Below are 14,527 nucleotides of genomic sequence, written 5' to 3'. Positions count from 1 at the left end.
CTAAGGTTTTAGAATATAAAAGAATCCTGTTTAGTATGTTCTAAACAGGATTTTCTATTTTAGCAAATACAAATAATGGTTGTAATAATCGACAATCGCCTTCCCTTTCATCAAAATATCAGCGCCAATAATACCATGAACAGGTTTGGCTTTGTGTTGTGTTAGCGCTTCATTTACATGTGACAAATCAAAAATAACGAGTTCGAAATTAGAATCTTTCCAGGAACCAAGCTGCAATTGATTTTTCAAAGCCAGTTGCGTAAACATTCCGGTTGCTCCCGCACCAGCGGCTTTCGTCTTTGATTTTTTTGCGTCCAATAAAAATAAATCGACACTTTCAAATCCCACACAACTGTTTGAAGCTCCTGTATCCAGAATAAAATTTCCTGTTACACCATTTATTTTTGCTTTTATCAAAAGATGTTGCGTTTTAGTGATTTTAAATTTTACTTTTCTGTAGTTTTCTTTTTTGAGAATATCGTGGAGGTTTTTCATTTATGCTGAATTTATTTCAGTAATTTTTAACTGTTTACAAAGATAGGCGGAGTTGCTTAAGGAATTGTACGAATCTTTTTAAAACCATTTTTTCGACAACATTTATTCATGTAATTTTGTACTCTTAAATTTTACACTTGAAAGCAACTATAACTATTACTGATACACATACTCATTTATATTCAGAGGAATTTGATCAAGACCGAAACGAAATGATACAACGCGCCATTGATGCCGGTGTTTCGCGTTTTTTTATTCCCGCAATCGATTCTACCTGTACAGAATCCATGTATGAATTGGAGAAAAATCACCCAAATACTATTTTTTTAATGATGGGTTTACATCCAACGTATGTAAAAGATAATTATTTGGAAGAACTTCAACATGTAGAAAACGAATTGGCCAGAAGAAAATTTTACGCCGTAGGCGAAATTGGAATCGATTTGTATTGGGACAAAACCCATTTGCCACAGCAACGAATCGCTTTCAAAAGACAAATTCAGTTGGCGAAACAGTATAAATTACCCATTGTGATTCATTGCCGAGAAGCTTTCGACGAAATTTTTGAAATTTTAGAGGAAGAAAAATCACCTGAATTATTTGGTATTTTTCATTGTTTCTCTGGAACGTATGAGCAGGCATTACAAGCGATTTCATATAACATGAAGTTGGGCATTGGTGGTGTGGTGACTTTTAAAAACGGAAAAATCGACCAGTTCCTGAACCAAATTGAACTTAAACACATTGTTCTGGAAACAGATTCTCCCTACTTAGCGCCAGTCCCCTTCCGAGGTAAAAGGAATGAAAGTAGCTATATTTTAAACGTAGTAGAGAAGCTAGCCCAGATTTACAGCCTTTCGGCAAATGAAATTGCGGAGATAACCACGGAGAATTCGAAAGCTATTTTTGGGATTTAAATTTGGAATTCACCTTATTTTAATATTTTTTTTGTTCATTTGCCCACACAAAAATTGAGAACCAAAATGCAGAAATTTGACGCTATTCGGCCATTTTATGATTCTGAAATAAACGAAGCACTTCAGAATGTTGTTAATCATCCAATGATGAAAGCATTGATGAATTTTACTTTCCCCGATGTTGCAGATGAAGTTTGGAAAGAACAACTTCGAAAAACGCATTCCATACGTGATTTTCAATGTAATTTCATCTACCAATCGGTTCAAAAAGTTTTAGAAAAAAGCTCCGAAGGATTGACTACTTCCGGTTTTGAAAACTTACAACCTAATACTTCTTACTTATTTATATCCAATCATCGCGATATTCTCTTAGACACGACGTTGTTGAATACGGCTTTATTTGAGCATGGTTTAGTGATGACTGCTTCAGCAATTGGCGATAATTTAGTCAAAAAAGCATTCTTGAACACGTTAGCAAAACTGAATCGGAATTTTTTGGTGCAACGTGGCTTAACGCCAAGGGAAATGCTACAAAGTTCAAAGATGCTGTCAGAGTATATTGGTAATTTATTGCTGCATGAAAACCGCTCTGTCTGGATTGCGCAACGCGAAGGAAGAACAAAAGACGGCAATGACGAGACCAATCCTGGCGTATTAAAAATGCTTGGAATGGGTTCTGATGAAAAAAACTTGATGGATTATTTCAAGAAAATAAAAATTGTACCCGTTTCTATTTCGTATGAATATGATCCCACAGATGCTTTAAAAATGCCTCAATTGATGGCTGAAGCCAATAACGAAGTGTACATCAAAGAAAAAAATGAAGATTTCATGACGATTCTCAGTGGTGCTTTGGGACAAAAGAAAGGGATTCACATTCATGTAGGTAAGGTTTTAGACACGGAAATTGAAGCCATCAAAGCTGAAAATGACAGTTCGAATAAGCAAATAGTTGCTTTGGCACAAATAATTGACGATGCCATATTGAGCAATTATAAATTGTGGCCTACGAATTTTATTGCGTATGATATTGTGAACAACACCAATCGCTTTTCGCATTTGCATACCGAAAATGAAAAATCATTATTCGAACGCAGACTTGAAATGCGGATAGATCATGATAATCCAGTTGCCTTAGACGGTTTTCTGGCTATGTACGCGAATCCTGTTGTCAATAAATTAAAATACCACGATGTTGTATAAAGCCAAAATTCTTTTAATCTACACCGGCGGAACCATCGGTATGAGGAAAGATTTTGAGACGGGAGCGCTCACGGCATTCAATTTCAGTAAATTATTACAACGCATTCCGGAATTGAAACAATTGGATTGTGAAATCGAAACCATATCTTTCGAAAATCCAATTGACTCCTCAAATATGAATCCTGAAGGATGGGCTAAGATTGCGATCATTATAGAGGATAACTACACTTCTTTTGATGGGTTTGTCGTGCTTCATGGGTCGGATACGATGTCCTATTCGGCATCGGCATTGAGTTTTATGCTTGAAAATTTATCGAAACCCGTAATTTTTACCGGTTCGCAATTACCGATTGGAGATTTACGTACAGACGCCAAAGAAAACTTAATCACCGCGATCCAAATCGCGTCTCTACGAATCAACGATGAACCAGTTATCAGCGAAGTATGTCTTTATTTTGAATATAAATTATATCGAGGGAATAGAACTACAAAGATTAATGCGGAACATTTTAAAGCATTTACATCCCCCAATTATCCTGAATTGGTGGAGTCTGGCGTACATTTAAAATTAAATTCCGAATTATTCCTGTCTAAAAATGAAAGTAAAGAATTCAAGGTTCATAAAAACTTGGATAATAACGTGGCGATTATAAAAATGTTTCCGGGTATCAGTGAAGCAGTTTTATCCGCTATTTTAAATATTCCAAATCTCAAAGGAATTGTTTTAGAAACGTACGGAGCTGGAAATGCACCTACGGAGGATTGGTTTTTAAACCTATTAAGAAAAGCAATTGCCGAGGGTTTGCACATTATCAATGTGACACAGTGTTCTGCTGGAAGCGTCAGTATGGGGCAATATGAGACCAGTACTGGAATGAAGGAAATTGGAGTAATCTCTGGAAAAGACATCACAACCGAAGCGGCAATCACAAAATTAATGTATTTGTTGGGTCAAAATAGTGAAGCAAAGGATTTCAAAACTATTTTTGAAACTTCTTTACGTGGAGAAATGATATAATTTTAGATTTTACTTTTCTAACTCATTTTTTTTCGTGTTCTTTGCAATCTTATAAAATAGAGAGGTGGCCGAGTGGCTGAAGGCGCACGCTTGGAAAGCGTGTATATGGCAACATATCGAGGGTTCGAATCCCTTCCTCTCTGCTTAAAAAAACCGTAATTAGCTACAAAACAAGCTTTTACGGTTTTTTGTTTTTAATAGTTGTACGATTTCTGTATTGCTGTGATTTTGTTTACCTTATTTTTTCCTTCAGTATATTCTTTTTTAAGATAAATATCATATCCTAGATTTTTTAGTATATAATTAAATTTTATCTAAGGGTTGGGGGACAATGTGCTTTAATCGCTATTCTGGTGTATGTTTTAACTTAGTTTATGAATTAGGAGTTGATTCTGGCAAATATTTTTTTAAGGTTTTAAATCGCTTAAATTTACTTTTAAAGATTCTAAGTTTTGTTCTTTTTACTTATTCTATTTCATTTTTATAATCAGATGTTTAAAAAGGGCAAGTTATCTTTAGTGTAGTTTAATTTTCTGGTAATTTTGCTTCTATTTCATCTACAGTATAATCTATAGTTTCTATATCATCTTTCATGCTTTCCATACTAAACATAGAATCAATTTCATAAAAGATAAGATATGCTGCTTTTTCAGAGATTTTATACTTTTCAACAATATCCTGTAAAAAATCTAGTTTATGCATTTCATCTTCAGAAAACGTGCCCATTTCTTCTAACTTACCTGTATCATTATTGAAGACAAATCCTTTATATGTTTTGTAATATTCTTTTAAAACAATATCTACAGTGTCTTTTGAAATGTTATTTTTAAACGATACTAATTGACTTAGATATTGATAGTTTTTGTTCTCTGAAATTTCCTCTTCTTTTTTATATTTTAAATTCGTTGCTTTTCTTTTTTCTTCCTTATCATTTGTAAAATAGCTACAGCTATTACATAAAAACAGGACCATGATTAAAACTACAAAGTATTTAATTTCTTTCATAAAGATTATTTGCTACAAGATTTATATAATACTGAAATGAGAGATATGACAATTCCAATAATTAAGTTCGGGACAATTCTTTTTATTATTTCATCTTTAGCCGATTTAACCCCAATAGATACTATACCTTTAAAATCTTCAATTGTTTGTTTTGCTAGCTCAATTGCTTGTTTTTTAGCACGATTTATCCATTTGTTTAATATCTCATCCTTTACTTCATAATTAGAATACTCATAAGATTTTTCACTTTTCTGGCTTTCTAAATCTTTATGTTTACTTTTTTGTAGGAATTGTTTAAAATTTTGATATTCAATACTGTACCTTTTTCTTGCTTCAAGGTCATTAAGAATTAAATATGCTTCATTTATTTCTTGCATTCTTTTGTTAGTGTCATTTCCTAAATTACGGTCTGGATGCCACTTTAAAGCTTGTTTTTTAAAAGCTATTTTAATTTCTTTAGCAACTGATTTTTCATCAATCTCCAAAAGAGCATAATAATTTACAAACATTTAAGTTATCTTTTATCAAGTTCATATTTATCAGCATTGGTAGATTCTTCTATTTTTTCTTCCGGATTATATTCCCAAATTGATTTTGCGCTTGATTTAAATGCATTAAATATTACAAATCTAAAAATTCCTGCAGTTACAGTAATTAGAATTATTGCTGTAATGAAAGCTAAAATTATTAACATAATTTTCATTAATTTTCTCATAAAATATTTATTTTTTTATTACCCTTAACAATTGTATAATTACCAATTATCTAGATGTTTTGTTTATTTATACTCTGCATACTTCTTAAAGAAGCGTCATTATTAGGATTTTGAGAATCTTGCAACACTTTTAGTTGCATCGGAGTTAATTTCTTCTTTTGCACCTTTTGCACCTTTTGAGGCAAAACTCTTTTTATTACTTTATCTTTTATAATTATACTATTCAAAAATTCTTGAATATCATTACTCCAATATTCCTCTTCACTAACTCTATAGCTTATTGTAAAACGAATCAAATAAGTTTTGTCCATAAAAGTCATTATTCTATCTGAAATTAAAGGATCCTGATTTGTTACGCCTAAAGTTTCAAAATTTATAAAGTTTTTGTTTATAAGGGTAATTTTTTTGACCGGGGACATGTAAATAATGCGAGTATTAGGCAATTTTTCTATTGCAGACTTAAAGTATTTTTCAAGATTGTCTAATTTTTCTTGTGTATATTCTGCAATATTATTGTTGCTTTCAAAATTGCCGTATTCAATTTTAATTAAAATTTTTGAATAATAATCAATTTTTCCAGCCGTTTTATTCATCCCTTTAGGCTGAAGAATATACTGTGATTTAGAACCTTTGAAATCTAATTCTTTCAATATTAAATCTTTATTTCTATTTAGTTCAGCATTTGTTCTTAATTCATATTTTTCAGGAATTTTAAATTCCAATAGATTTCCATATTTAATTGTATTGCTTTCTTGTGCTACGATGACATAGCTAAAGAAGAGAGCAAAGCTTAATAATAAATTTTTCATTTTGACTGAATTATTGGAGGTCTTTTAAAGCGATTCCTTTCTGGAATCACATCTTTATCTTTCCTTAGTTTAAAATATTTGTTTTTCAAGAAGTACCGATAAAGCAATGGCAATAATTGTAATAGTCGCAATGAATAAAGCAGCACTTCTCTTTAGTGTTATTTCATTCTTAGAAGATTGATGATTATAATTATATAAACCAGAAAACAAAAGGATAAAGACAAATAAAATTAATTCTGATACTATCAGAAAAACAATAGTGCTTACTATAATGTTTATTGTGGATTTCCACCAAGTAAGCTCATGGAATGCAAGATAACCAGCACTCAAGAATAACGATACTGAAACTAAATATCCTATTGAAGCAAAGGATGTCTCAGGCTTTTGGTTTACCAATTTCCCAACTGTCCCAAACATTAATATTGATGTAAAAAAAGATAGTTCAATTAATGCTAGGTTTGAGTGATTGAATAAAACGGAACTAAAAAAGGGCAAAAAAAATTGTGTAATATCTGTCATAATGCTTTTGAAATATATGCTAAAAATTAGGAGTTATTAGGTGTTTTCTTGAACTAAAATAAAATGCGGATAAAAAGAGTCTAACATAAGTAATTGGTTTTAAAGCTTAATAATATAATTTACAAATCAACGCTTCCCCAGGTTAAGTTCTTTACGGTTTTCCTCATTTTGAAAAAGTAAATAACAATGCAAGGGCTCTCTTAAATGAGCTTAGTTTATTTTGCAGTTGGAGGAATTACTTTTTAATTCTAAAATCTCATTTTCATCAAAAGCATAAGATTGTAGGTCATCATAATTTAAATTATTATAATGGAGTTTTAATTTTTTTAATTTTTTAAAATAGCATATTGGCTTTATGGTTGTTAAAGGATTTTCCAATAGGTATAGTTCTTCAATTTCTGTTAGGTTGCTTATCGGAGTTAAATCATCTATTAAAGAATAATTTATGTCCAAGTATTTAATTTTGTTTAGATTCTGTAACGGTGTCAAATCTTTTGTTTTACCCTTTCCATTAATACCACATACATATATGGATTCTAGGTTAACACACTTTTCTAAAAAATCAAGATTTCCATCAAAGTAAAAATCATCAATAATAACGAATTTTATTTTTTCAAAATCTTCCTCTTTTAAGATGTAAATCAAATTACGATTATTGCCAAATATTTTCTTCCATAATTCAAAACAACCAACATTCTCGAAAGGATTTTCATCTCTTAATTGAGTCCTGATATTTAACATCTCCAAAAAACTGAGATTCGTCTGATTTAGAAAGTAATTATACAATATGAAATTTTTCATAGCATTTTTAAAATAAGTTTTGATTTAATAAGATTCATTCAACATCATTGAGTGTAGCTTAATTACCAACTATTAACACATTACAAGTTATTTATTTCGATAAAACTTGTCATATATGGCATTAACTAAAGCGAATATAACCTCTTTTTTTGACTTGTCAAATATGTCAAGTATGGAGAAGTCTGATTTGCTTAAAATTATTGGTAAAAACATACAGGATATTAGAGTGAGCAAGGGTTTGTCTCAAGTTGACTTAGTTGGTAAAATTGAAGGCAGCATTGACACAACTAATATTTCAAGAATAGAATCTGGGAGAACCAATCCCACAGTTTATACTCTTTATAGAATAAGCGAAGCATTAGGTGTTTCAGTTCAAGATTTAGTAAATATACCTTCTACAAAATAAAGAATCATTCATTGTTTTGGCACATAGGTTTTATTACTGTTTATGTAATATTGACCTTCATTTGACCCTGTGTAAATTGTCTTTTCGCTACCGTAATTTGTAGCTTGGGTAGAATAATCTTTAGCTTTTGTCCCAGATGTACCTGTGTAAATATTTGTATTTCCTGTAGTAGAAAAATTATCCGTATTGGTGTTATTGGAAACTGTTTTATAATGTCCTTGAACATAAGTACTTGTACTTGGTTTTATATAACCTTGTTGATAGGTGGTTTTCGTATTGGTCTGAGAAAACACAATCCCAGAAATAAACATAAACGACACTAAAAACAATAATCTTTTCATTTTGCTACACTTTTTAAATTAAGGTAGAGCAAATGTATAGTCTAGTTGAATTCAGTTTGTAGAGTTGCAAATTTGCAAGTTTAATCATCAAATTCGGGGTCATAAACTATTTTAGGTCTTATTATTGAAATGTATTTAAAATCATCCCCAAAAGTTCCTCCCGCTACAATAAAGTTTTTAGCATAAACGAAATCCATTTGTTTATAAAATGCTGACTTTATTCTTGAAATATGAGTATAAATGGCTTTGCTTTCGGGCTTAACTAAGTCTTCAACACTTTGCATCATTTTATCATAATCCAATTGATTAGAAATTTTGGAATATAAATTCTCCAGTTCCTTTTTGTAGTTATAGAGTTCCTTAATATTTATACCGTAAGGATTATTATAGAACAAAATGTAAACAGCTTTTGTCAAGTGACTTAATTGTATTTCTAAATTATCAAAATGTGGCAATACAATTCTATAGTCATAACTAATTGCTATGGTGTTTGTAGAATCCAGGTTAATCTTATTGGCTTCATTATTCAAAATGTCTTTAAGAATTGGTAAAGCAAATAATAATTGTCCACTATCTTTTAATTCTCTTAATTGAATTTGTATTCCTCTTATCTTCTCTTTAGCATCTTCATCGAGATTTTCATAAGGGTCATATGCCTGAGTATTTCCAATCATGGAATCAGATTCCTCAATCTCCCCTTTTACATGCTTAAAAAAGGCTATTAAATCATTGAAGAATACTTCGGTATTACCTGTGACAACAAAGTCATTACATTCTAAAATTAAAGTAGTATCATTATCAAAAAATAGAAAACCACTTTTAATATTCCCTGTATAACCTATGTAATCTAATATGCTTTGATATTCTGATAGGAAAGAAGAAACATCTGGTTCTTCATTAAATAATTCTGTGATTTGCTTTGTAAAAGTTAAAGCAATATGCTTTTCAGAATAGAATTGTTTTAGATCACTTGCGGATAGATAAGGGGAGTAGAATTTTAAAAGATCTACTATGTTTTCAGGATAATCTAAATTTGGTATATACATGAGATTTTTATCAACTTCCGCAAATTTTTTATTTAATTCTGAATAGTGATCGTCTATATATAGATTAATCTGAGGATTATTCCCTAAATCAAAGAAAATAACTGCGCTTTTCTCTATATTGAAGCTAGATAAGTTGTTTTTAAATGTAAAACTATCAAACTTTTCAATTCTCAAGTTTGCAAAATAATCCTGAAGATTAGCCATATTGTTCTACGTTAAAATCGTAAATATAAATATTTTGTACATTTCAAATTTGAGAAGTATAAAAAACTAAATTACTTTATTTTAAGTAATAACTTAGAAAAGCATCTTTAAAATATGTAAAGGAAATTAAGCACCAAATTAAGGAAAACGCTATTAATAGTAATCTGTAAAAAAGTAAATCTTGGAAATATAGGTGTTTCAAGGCCTATCTTTATTAGTTTACGCTTTCACGTTAACATTCCTTCATTTGAAAAGCTATAAAAAGCTACTTTAGTGATTATTAAGTGATCTATTAAAGTTATGTCAAGTAAATCAGAACATTTTTTAATTTTCTTTGTTAAGCTAATATCAGCATCACTTGGTTTTGTGTTGCCAGATGGGTGGTTATGTGAAATGATTATACCACAAGCATTACATTTTAAAGCTACTGCAAATAGTAATCTTACATCTACTACAGTTCCAGTAATTCCACCTTTGGACAAAGAATAAATACCTAAAGCTTCATTTGCTCTATTGAGTAGGATAACCTTGAATTCTTCCTGTAGTTCTAGTGTGCCTAGATCCCAAGAATTTAATAAGAACTCGTAAGCAGTTTGCACAGAATTAATTTTCTCTTTTTGGGTATTTTGTGTAGAGTAGTAAACCTGAATCTCTGCTAATTCATTTATGGAGCTGGTTGTTCTCATAATTTAGAAGTATTTAGAAAAAATGGTAAATAAATTAAATATCCTCTAAGCTTATTTAACCATCTAGGTTTACAAGAACAGAGGATATTTTAAATGAAATTAATGTTGCAATTGACCATTACTTGAGAAAGAATTTCCACTAGGAATATTGCTCATAAATTCATCAACAGTTGTTTTGCTTTTCTCCACTTTGGGAGCAGTTGCTTTTTCTACTTCTACATAGTCAAATCTATGGGTTAAGACAATAACCTCACCTGTGTCTTTGATGGTATACTCATAAGCTTCACATTCTACTTTCTCTACCTTTCCAGGTAATTCAGTTCCAATTAAAGCTTGACATGTCAATTCATCAAATGTTGATGAGATAGAAGCTTTTCTAGCTGTAACATAGAATTTGCCCGTTTCTTTGGATTTTACCATTTCAATTCCACCTTGAAGTTCAAGTACAAAGAATTCTTTCCCGTCCTCTGTTTCTCTTTTTTTGTAGTTAATAATTCTTACCATGTTCTTGATTTTTTTGAGTTAAACATTTTAGCATTCAAATACATAAACCTGTAGCTTAAAATACAGCTATCAACTTGTAAATATATCTACGGGAATTATTTTCTGATATGCTAGTGATGGGTGAGGGTTTTGTGTTGGGGTTGGGAAGGGGTACGTGTTTTCCCAAGGTCATTTATGCTCTAGTAATTTTTAGCAAAAAAAATCTAAAATTTTTTTTAAAAAAATGTAGGTATTTTTAATTACTTTTAAAAAATTAATAGTTGAACACTATGATTTTATTATACAATTCAGTAATTACAAAATAATAAAGAAATCTGTTTTATCTAGCCAATAAATAAATAGGTAGAATTTCTAAAGAAAATAACATTACTTTTTTCTTTGATGCTTTATAAGTTGTTGGCAAAATTCGAGTTGAAGTTCTGATAGACAATAGTGATATGCTCTATTTTAGTAACATTGAATTATCGGTTCCAAAGGTATTGGTTTTCTTAACAAGTAATAAGGTATTGCAATAACTGCATTATTTCATGGGTTTATAAATTGAATTATGAATTTACCATTTTCACATAATTTACCAATAAATAAATTGGCTTCTGTTTTTGGAAGTACAGCTGCTACCTATAAATATTATTGGTTAATTTCTATTATTGAATTGGTAGAAGAAGGAAATATCGAAATGCCAAAGAGAAAAATTTTTTCAAGAATGATTAGCAACTCTTGGTACACCATTAATTATTTTCATATTTCTTTTGGAAAACAAGATAATTTACAAATTGCAGTTGAAAGAATTCTTAAAGAAGAAAATTTAACAATTGATGAAAAGAAAAATAGACTTCTTTATTGTTTAGAAAATTCAACTAATAGGGAAACAATAAATCAATTGTTTCATTTTGATAAAAACGTTCCACATTGGTTTTTGTCTCCTTGGTTTCCTAAAAACAATAATGAAACTGATAATCAGCAGAAAAATAGAATTTATTCAGATTCTCAATTATTTCTAAATAATAGTTTATATGCTTTATACAAAGATTTTATACAAATAAATCCTATTTGGATTAGTTATTTAAAATCAAACGCTAAAGTATTAAAAGGTTACTGTTATTGGAATTTAGCGCTTTTTCTTCAAACTCGCAATCCTAATGTTCCTGATATTCCAAATAAACTAATTAAGTCAGCTACTAGAAATGGTTTAACTAAACAAACTAATGAATATTGGAAATTAGTATTCAAAGAACTAGGTTCAATAAATTGTATTTTCACAGATACTAAACTTTATTTTGACGAAAAAACTTATGCCTTAGACCATTTTGTACCTCATGCATTTGTTTCGCATGATTTAATATGGAATTTATTACCAATTGAGAAGAAATTTAATTCTTCAAAAAGTGATAAACTTCCTTTATTTGAAAAGCATTTTGATAAATTTTTTGAATTACAAAAATTGGCTTTTGAAATCAATAAGCATGACAATTCAAAAAGTAAATATATGGATGAGTTTCTTACAATCTTTACAAATATTGAGAGTTTTGAGAAGGAAAAATTTTCGAGTACAATTCAACCTTTGTTAACAATTGCAAGTAATAACGGATTTTTATATATGAATGAATATTAAACTCAGGTTTCTGGGGCATTGGGATAAGTCTGGAAGAACGGGTGATTTAGCAATGTACAGGAAGCTATGGTAAATTTGAGAAGAAAAACAAATTTCAAAAAACATGTATATCCTTACTTCATACCATCTCCAAAATTTGTTAAACATGAGATTAGGTTAACCCCAAAATTTGTTTTTTTTAAGCGTAATGACATGATTAAACATCATTTTATTTTTGAGTATATTTGTTGGTTTGATAAGTAGATTATAGTTAATAATAAATTGAAAAAGAGAATAATTAGAATGAAAATAATTCACAAAATAGATCATTTTTTATATACAATATTTCCAGATATTACAGATAATGAAAACATAGTAAAGATATTAGAAGAATATTACACCTATGGCCCATATAAACCAAAAGTAAAAATTGAAAATGGATTTGTAATTGTTGAAATAGATATTGTTTCGATTACATCTCAAGAAGTTGATTTTAAAAAAGCAATATCTTTTTGCGAAAATGGAAGTTTTTCTGAAGCTAAACCACTATTAGAAAATTTAATTAAACAAAATCCAACTAATTCAGAATGCCATAGAATTATCGGGCAAATTTATTCTGATGAAGGAAATCAAGAGGAGGCTATTAATTCTCTTATAGATGCTTTAAGATGGGATTCTAAAAATGCATATGCATTGGTGATGATGGGTAATATTTTCGCAAAATATAAGAATGATATCGAGACAGCAATGAAATATTATGATCAGGCATTAATCGCAAAGCCAGATGATAACATTACGATTAATAACATTGGTGCCAATCTATTGCAACAGCATAAATTTGAAGAAGCTAAAAAATATTTCCATAAGGCTTTGAGTTTGGAAGGAAAATATCCGAATACCCATTATGCTCTTGCAATGATTGCCAACCATGAAGGAGATTTAAATTCGGCTTTTTATAGTTTTATTCAAACGGCTAAGTATTCTAATAAAAATGATTTCTTTTATAAAAAAGGAATTGAAGAGGCGTATCAAATTGCGAATGAAATTTTTAAAGAAAAAACAGGAAAAAATATTTTTAGAAAATTCAGGGTATTTCTAGAACAAAAGAGTGGTGTTGAGATTGATATAATTAAAGATGAAACGATACTTACAGCTGCAAAAATAGAATTTGCGGAGAACCATGATCGGGAAAAACATATAGTAAAATTTAAAGATACGGTACCAGCGTATGAGCATTTGATAATGCACGAGTTGGTGCATTTAGATTTTGTTTTAGACGCACAAGAAGAAGAAAATAATTTATTGTTTACTACTACACAACAACATAAAAACATCTTCCTAAGAAATATAGATTCATCGCTAAAGAAATTAAAGCAAAAGGGAATTTCTGAAGCAGGAATTAATACATATGGATCAGGGTTATTTTCGGGAATTAGTTCATTGATCTTTAATGCACCAATAGACCTTTTTATTGAAAATCTGTTGTATAAAGAACATCCAGAATTGAGGCCTTATCAATTCGTTTCTTTAATGAATTTAGTTCAAGATGGATTAAAAGCAGTTACTGATAAGCAGGTTTTAGAGTTCACACCAAAAGAGATAATTTCGGACACTAAAATTTATAATTTGGTTGGTGCGATGCAGTTGAAAAATTTATATGCAGTTGATTTTATTAGTGAATATAAAGCTTCTAAAATCGAAATGGATACTGCCAATAAATTTTATAAAGAGTTTCTAGAATATAGTGAAGATAAAAAACCTGGCGAAGAATATGAATTAGTACAACATTGGGCTGATGATTTAAAATTGAATGATAATTTTGAATTAATAGGAGAAAATCAATATAGACAAAGAAGTAATGTAGATAGTTTTATAGATGATCTAAGTAAGAATCCTTTTGGAACTGAAGAAAAAGATCCTATCAAAGAAAAGAAAATGGAGACCTTTTTGGAGAGCCAAAAAGAGATAGGCTTAAATATGGCTGTAGTTATGTTTATGGGTGGAGCTCTGAAATTTTTTGAAGAAAAAAACAAAGATGAAATAAAAAAAATTGCTTTTGAAATTGCAATGCAAGGGACACAAGGATATGATCCAAACATCAAAAATTACAAGTTAAGTTCTATACCAAATCAAACTTTTTCAGGGTATCAAATATTAGCATATTACTATGTTAGTTGGTCAATTGCAATACCAGAAATGTTGGGACAGTTACAATTACCTTTTGACGAAGAATATAAATTAGCACTGACAATGTTTAAAAAATAAAT

At 29.8% G+C, this 14,527-nt stretch carries 17 protein-coding genes and 1 tRNA gene; 7 read left to right on the top strand and 11 right to left on the bottom strand.

Annotation, left to right across the window (positions count from 1 at the left end; translation table 11 throughout):
* Positions 1–54: 54 nt before the first annotated feature.
* Entirely contained in the window at positions 55–495 is a 441-nt protein-coding gene (locus ACP7AQ_RS01150) for a retropepsin-like aspartic protease (protein ID WP_426090412.1), read from the bottom strand.
* Between the two features lie 149 nt (positions 496–644).
* On the opposite strand from ACP7AQ_RS01150, the gene ACP7AQ_RS01145 reads away from it, so the two are divergent.
* The 4 genes from ACP7AQ_RS01145 (at position 645) to ACP7AQ_RS01130 (ending at position 3,776) form a co-directional block, all read left to right on the top strand.
* Positions 645–1,412 carry a TatD family hydrolase gene (locus ACP7AQ_RS01145; protein WP_426062746.1) on the top strand — a complete coding sequence of 256 codons (768 nt, stop codon included), beginning with the start codon at positions 645–647 and terminating at the stop codon, positions 1,410–1,412.
* A 66-nt stretch (positions 1,413–1,478) separates the two neighbouring features.
* Positions 1,479–2,615, top strand: a complete 1,137-nt coding sequence (locus ACP7AQ_RS01140; protein WP_426094072.1) for a 1-acyl-sn-glycerol-3-phosphate acyltransferase — start codon at positions 1,479–1,481, stop codon at positions 2,613–2,615.
* Positions 2,605–3,633 carry an asparaginase gene (locus ACP7AQ_RS01135; protein WP_426090410.1) on the top strand — a complete coding sequence of 343 codons (1,029 nt, stop codon included), beginning with the start codon at positions 2,605–2,607 and terminating at the stop codon, positions 3,631–3,633. Before ACP7AQ_RS01140 ends, ACP7AQ_RS01135 begins: the two co-directional genes overlap by 11 nt.
* 58 nt (positions 3,634–3,691) lie before the next feature.
* Positions 3,692–3,776: transfer RNA gene (locus tag ACP7AQ_RS01130), tRNA-Ser, on the top strand.
* A gap of 382 nt (positions 3,777–4,158) precedes the next feature.
* On the opposite strand, the gene ACP7AQ_RS01125 is transcribed toward ACP7AQ_RS01130, so the two are convergent.
* From ACP7AQ_RS01125 to ACP7AQ_RS01100, 6 genes are all read right to left on the bottom strand, one after another.
* Positions 4,159–4,638: a hypothetical protein gene (locus ACP7AQ_RS01125; protein WP_426094071.1), complete on the bottom strand. Its 480-nt coding sequence runs from the start codon at positions 4,636–4,638 to the stop codon at positions 4,159–4,161.
* 5 nt (positions 4,639–4,643) lie between these two features.
* Positions 4,644–5,147 (bottom strand): J domain-containing protein, encoded by a 504-nt coding sequence (locus ACP7AQ_RS01120; RefSeq protein ID WP_426094070.1) that lies wholly within the window; start codon positions 5,145–5,147, stop codon positions 4,644–4,646.
* 5 nt (positions 5,148–5,152) lie between these two features.
* Positions 5,153–5,353, bottom strand: coding sequence for a hypothetical protein (locus ACP7AQ_RS01115; protein ID WP_416842056.1), 201 nt, complete (start codon positions 5,351–5,353; stop codon positions 5,153–5,155).
* Positions 5,354–5,403: 50 nt separating this feature from the next.
* Positions 5,404–6,162 carry a hypothetical protein gene (locus tag ACP7AQ_RS01110; RefSeq protein ID WP_426094069.1) on the bottom strand — a complete coding sequence of 253 codons (759 nt, stop codon included), beginning with the start codon at positions 6,160–6,162 and terminating at the stop codon, positions 5,404–5,406.
* Positions 6,163–6,231: 69 nt separating this feature from the next.
* The gene (locus tag ACP7AQ_RS01105) at positions 6,232–6,681 is read right to left on the bottom strand and encodes a hypothetical protein (RefSeq protein WP_416842053.1); all 450 of its coding nucleotides are present in this window, start codon (positions 6,679–6,681) and stop codon (positions 6,232–6,234) included.
* Between the two features lie 210 nt (positions 6,682–6,891).
* Complete coding sequence (locus tag ACP7AQ_RS01100; RefSeq protein ID WP_426094068.1) at positions 6,892–7,482, bottom strand: hypothetical protein; 591 nt, start codon at positions 7,480–7,482, stop codon at positions 6,892–6,894.
* Positions 7,483–7,597: 115 nt separating this feature from the next.
* On the opposite strand from ACP7AQ_RS01100, the gene ACP7AQ_RS01095 reads away from it, so the two are divergent.
* The gene (locus ACP7AQ_RS01095; RefSeq protein ID WP_426094067.1) at positions 7,598–7,888 is read left to right on the top strand and encodes a helix-turn-helix domain-containing protein; all 291 of its coding nucleotides are present in this window, start codon (positions 7,598–7,600) and stop codon (positions 7,886–7,888) included.
* A gap of 8 nt (positions 7,889–7,896) precedes the next feature.
* Here the strand turns inward: ACP7AQ_RS01095 and ACP7AQ_RS01090 are convergent, their stop codons facing one another.
* The 4 genes from ACP7AQ_RS01090 to ACP7AQ_RS01075 all read right to left on the bottom strand — a co-directional run bounded on the left by ACP7AQ_RS01090 (position 7,897) and on the right by ACP7AQ_RS01075 (position 10,669).
* On the bottom strand, positions 7,897–8,229 hold the full coding sequence (locus ACP7AQ_RS01090) for a hypothetical protein (RefSeq protein ID WP_426094066.1): 333 nt from the start codon (positions 8,227–8,229) through the stop codon (positions 7,897–7,899).
* Between the two features lie 80 nt (positions 8,230–8,309).
* Positions 8,310–9,479: a hypothetical protein gene (locus ACP7AQ_RS01085; RefSeq protein ID WP_426094065.1), complete on the bottom strand. Its 1,170-nt coding sequence runs from the start codon at positions 9,477–9,479 to the stop codon at positions 8,310–8,312.
* A gap of 227 nt (positions 9,480–9,706) precedes the next feature.
* Positions 9,707–10,165: a JAB domain-containing protein gene (locus tag ACP7AQ_RS01080; RefSeq protein WP_426094064.1), complete on the bottom strand. Its 459-nt coding sequence runs from the start codon at positions 10,163–10,165 to the stop codon at positions 9,707–9,709.
* A 99-nt stretch (positions 10,166–10,264) separates the two neighbouring features.
* A complete protein-coding gene (locus tag ACP7AQ_RS01075; protein WP_426094063.1) occupies positions 10,265–10,669 on the bottom strand; it encodes a hypothetical protein in 405 nt (134 codons plus the stop codon).
* 547 nt (positions 10,670–11,216) lie between these two features.
* On the opposite strand from ACP7AQ_RS01075, the gene ACP7AQ_RS01070 reads away from it, so the two are divergent.
* Both ACP7AQ_RS01070 and ACP7AQ_RS01065 read left to right on the top strand, forming a co-directional pair.
* Complete coding sequence (locus ACP7AQ_RS01070; RefSeq protein ID WP_426094062.1) at positions 11,217–12,281, top strand: HNH endonuclease domain-containing protein; 1,065 nt, start codon at positions 11,217–11,219, stop codon at positions 12,279–12,281.
* A gap of 282 nt (positions 12,282–12,563) precedes the next feature.
* Positions 12,564–14,525 carry a tetratricopeptide repeat protein gene (locus ACP7AQ_RS01065; protein WP_426094061.1) on the top strand — a complete coding sequence of 654 codons (1,962 nt, stop codon included), beginning with the start codon at positions 12,564–12,566 and terminating at the stop codon, positions 14,523–14,525.
* Positions 14,526–14,527: the final 2 nt, after the last annotated feature.

This window comes from Flavobacterium sp. DSR2-3-3, from assembly GCF_049896585.1.
Classification (GTDB): Bacteria; Bacteroidota; Bacteroidia; order Flavobacteriales; family Flavobacteriaceae; genus Flavobacterium.
This window is presented reverse-complemented; position numbering and strand designations above follow the sequence as displayed.

Excerpts from the sequence above, each read along its gene's own strand:
- ACP7AQ_RS01125 (WP_426094071.1), bottom strand. The coding sequence starts at position 4,638 with ATGAAAGAAATTAAATACTTTGTAGTTTTAATCATGGTCCTGTTTTTA.
- ACP7AQ_RS01095 (WP_426094067.1), top strand. The coding sequence starts at position 7,598 with ATGGCATTAACTAAAGCGAATATAACCTCTTTTTTTGACTTGTCAAAT.
- ACP7AQ_RS01090 (WP_426094066.1), bottom strand. The coding sequence starts at position 8,229 with ATGAAAAGATTATTGTTTTTAGTGTCGTTTATGTTTATTTCTGGGATT.
- ACP7AQ_RS01085 (WP_426094065.1), bottom strand. The coding sequence starts at position 9,479 with ATGGCTAATCTTCAGGATTATTTTGCAAACTTGAGAATTGAAAAGTTT.
- ACP7AQ_RS01075 (WP_426094063.1), bottom strand. The coding sequence starts at position 10,669 with ATGGTAAGAATTATTAACTACAAAAAAAGAGAAACAGAGGACGGGAAA.
- ACP7AQ_RS01105 (WP_416842053.1), bottom strand. The coding sequence starts at position 6,681 with ATGACAGATATTACACAATTTTTTTTGCCCTTTTTTAGTTCCGTTTTA.
- ACP7AQ_RS01140 (WP_426094072.1), top strand. The coding sequence starts at position 1,479 with ATGCAGAAATTTGACGCTATTCGGCCATTTTATGATTCTGAAATAAAC.
- ACP7AQ_RS01080 (WP_426094064.1), bottom strand. The coding sequence starts at position 10,165 with ATGAGAACAACCAGCTCCATAAATGAATTAGCAGAGATTCAGGTTTAC.
- ACP7AQ_RS01065 (WP_426094061.1), top strand. The coding sequence starts at position 12,564 with ATGAAAATAATTCACAAAATAGATCATTTTTTATATACAATATTTCCA.
- ACP7AQ_RS01120 (WP_426094070.1), bottom strand. The coding sequence starts at position 5,147 with ATGTTTGTAAATTATTATGCTCTTTTGGAGATTGATGAAAAATCAGTT.
- ACP7AQ_RS01070 (WP_426094062.1), top strand. The coding sequence starts at position 11,217 with ATGAATTTACCATTTTCACATAATTTACCAATAAATAAATTGGCTTCT.
- ACP7AQ_RS01110 (WP_426094069.1), bottom strand. The coding sequence starts at position 6,162 with ATGAAAAATTTATTATTAAGCTTTGCTCTCTTCTTTAGCTATGTCATC.
- ACP7AQ_RS01100 (WP_426094068.1), bottom strand. The coding sequence starts at position 7,482 with ATGAAAAATTTCATATTGTATAATTACTTTCTAAATCAGACGAATCTC.
- ACP7AQ_RS01135 (WP_426090410.1), top strand. The coding sequence starts at position 2,605 with ATGTTGTATAAAGCCAAAATTCTTTTAATCTACACCGGCGGAACCATC.
- ACP7AQ_RS01150 (WP_426090412.1), bottom strand. The coding sequence starts at position 495 with ATGAAAAACCTCCACGATATTCTCAAAAAAGAAAACTACAGAAAAGTA.
- ACP7AQ_RS01115 (WP_416842056.1), bottom strand. The coding sequence starts at position 5,353 with ATGAGAAAATTAATGAAAATTATGTTAATAATTTTAGCTTTCATTACA.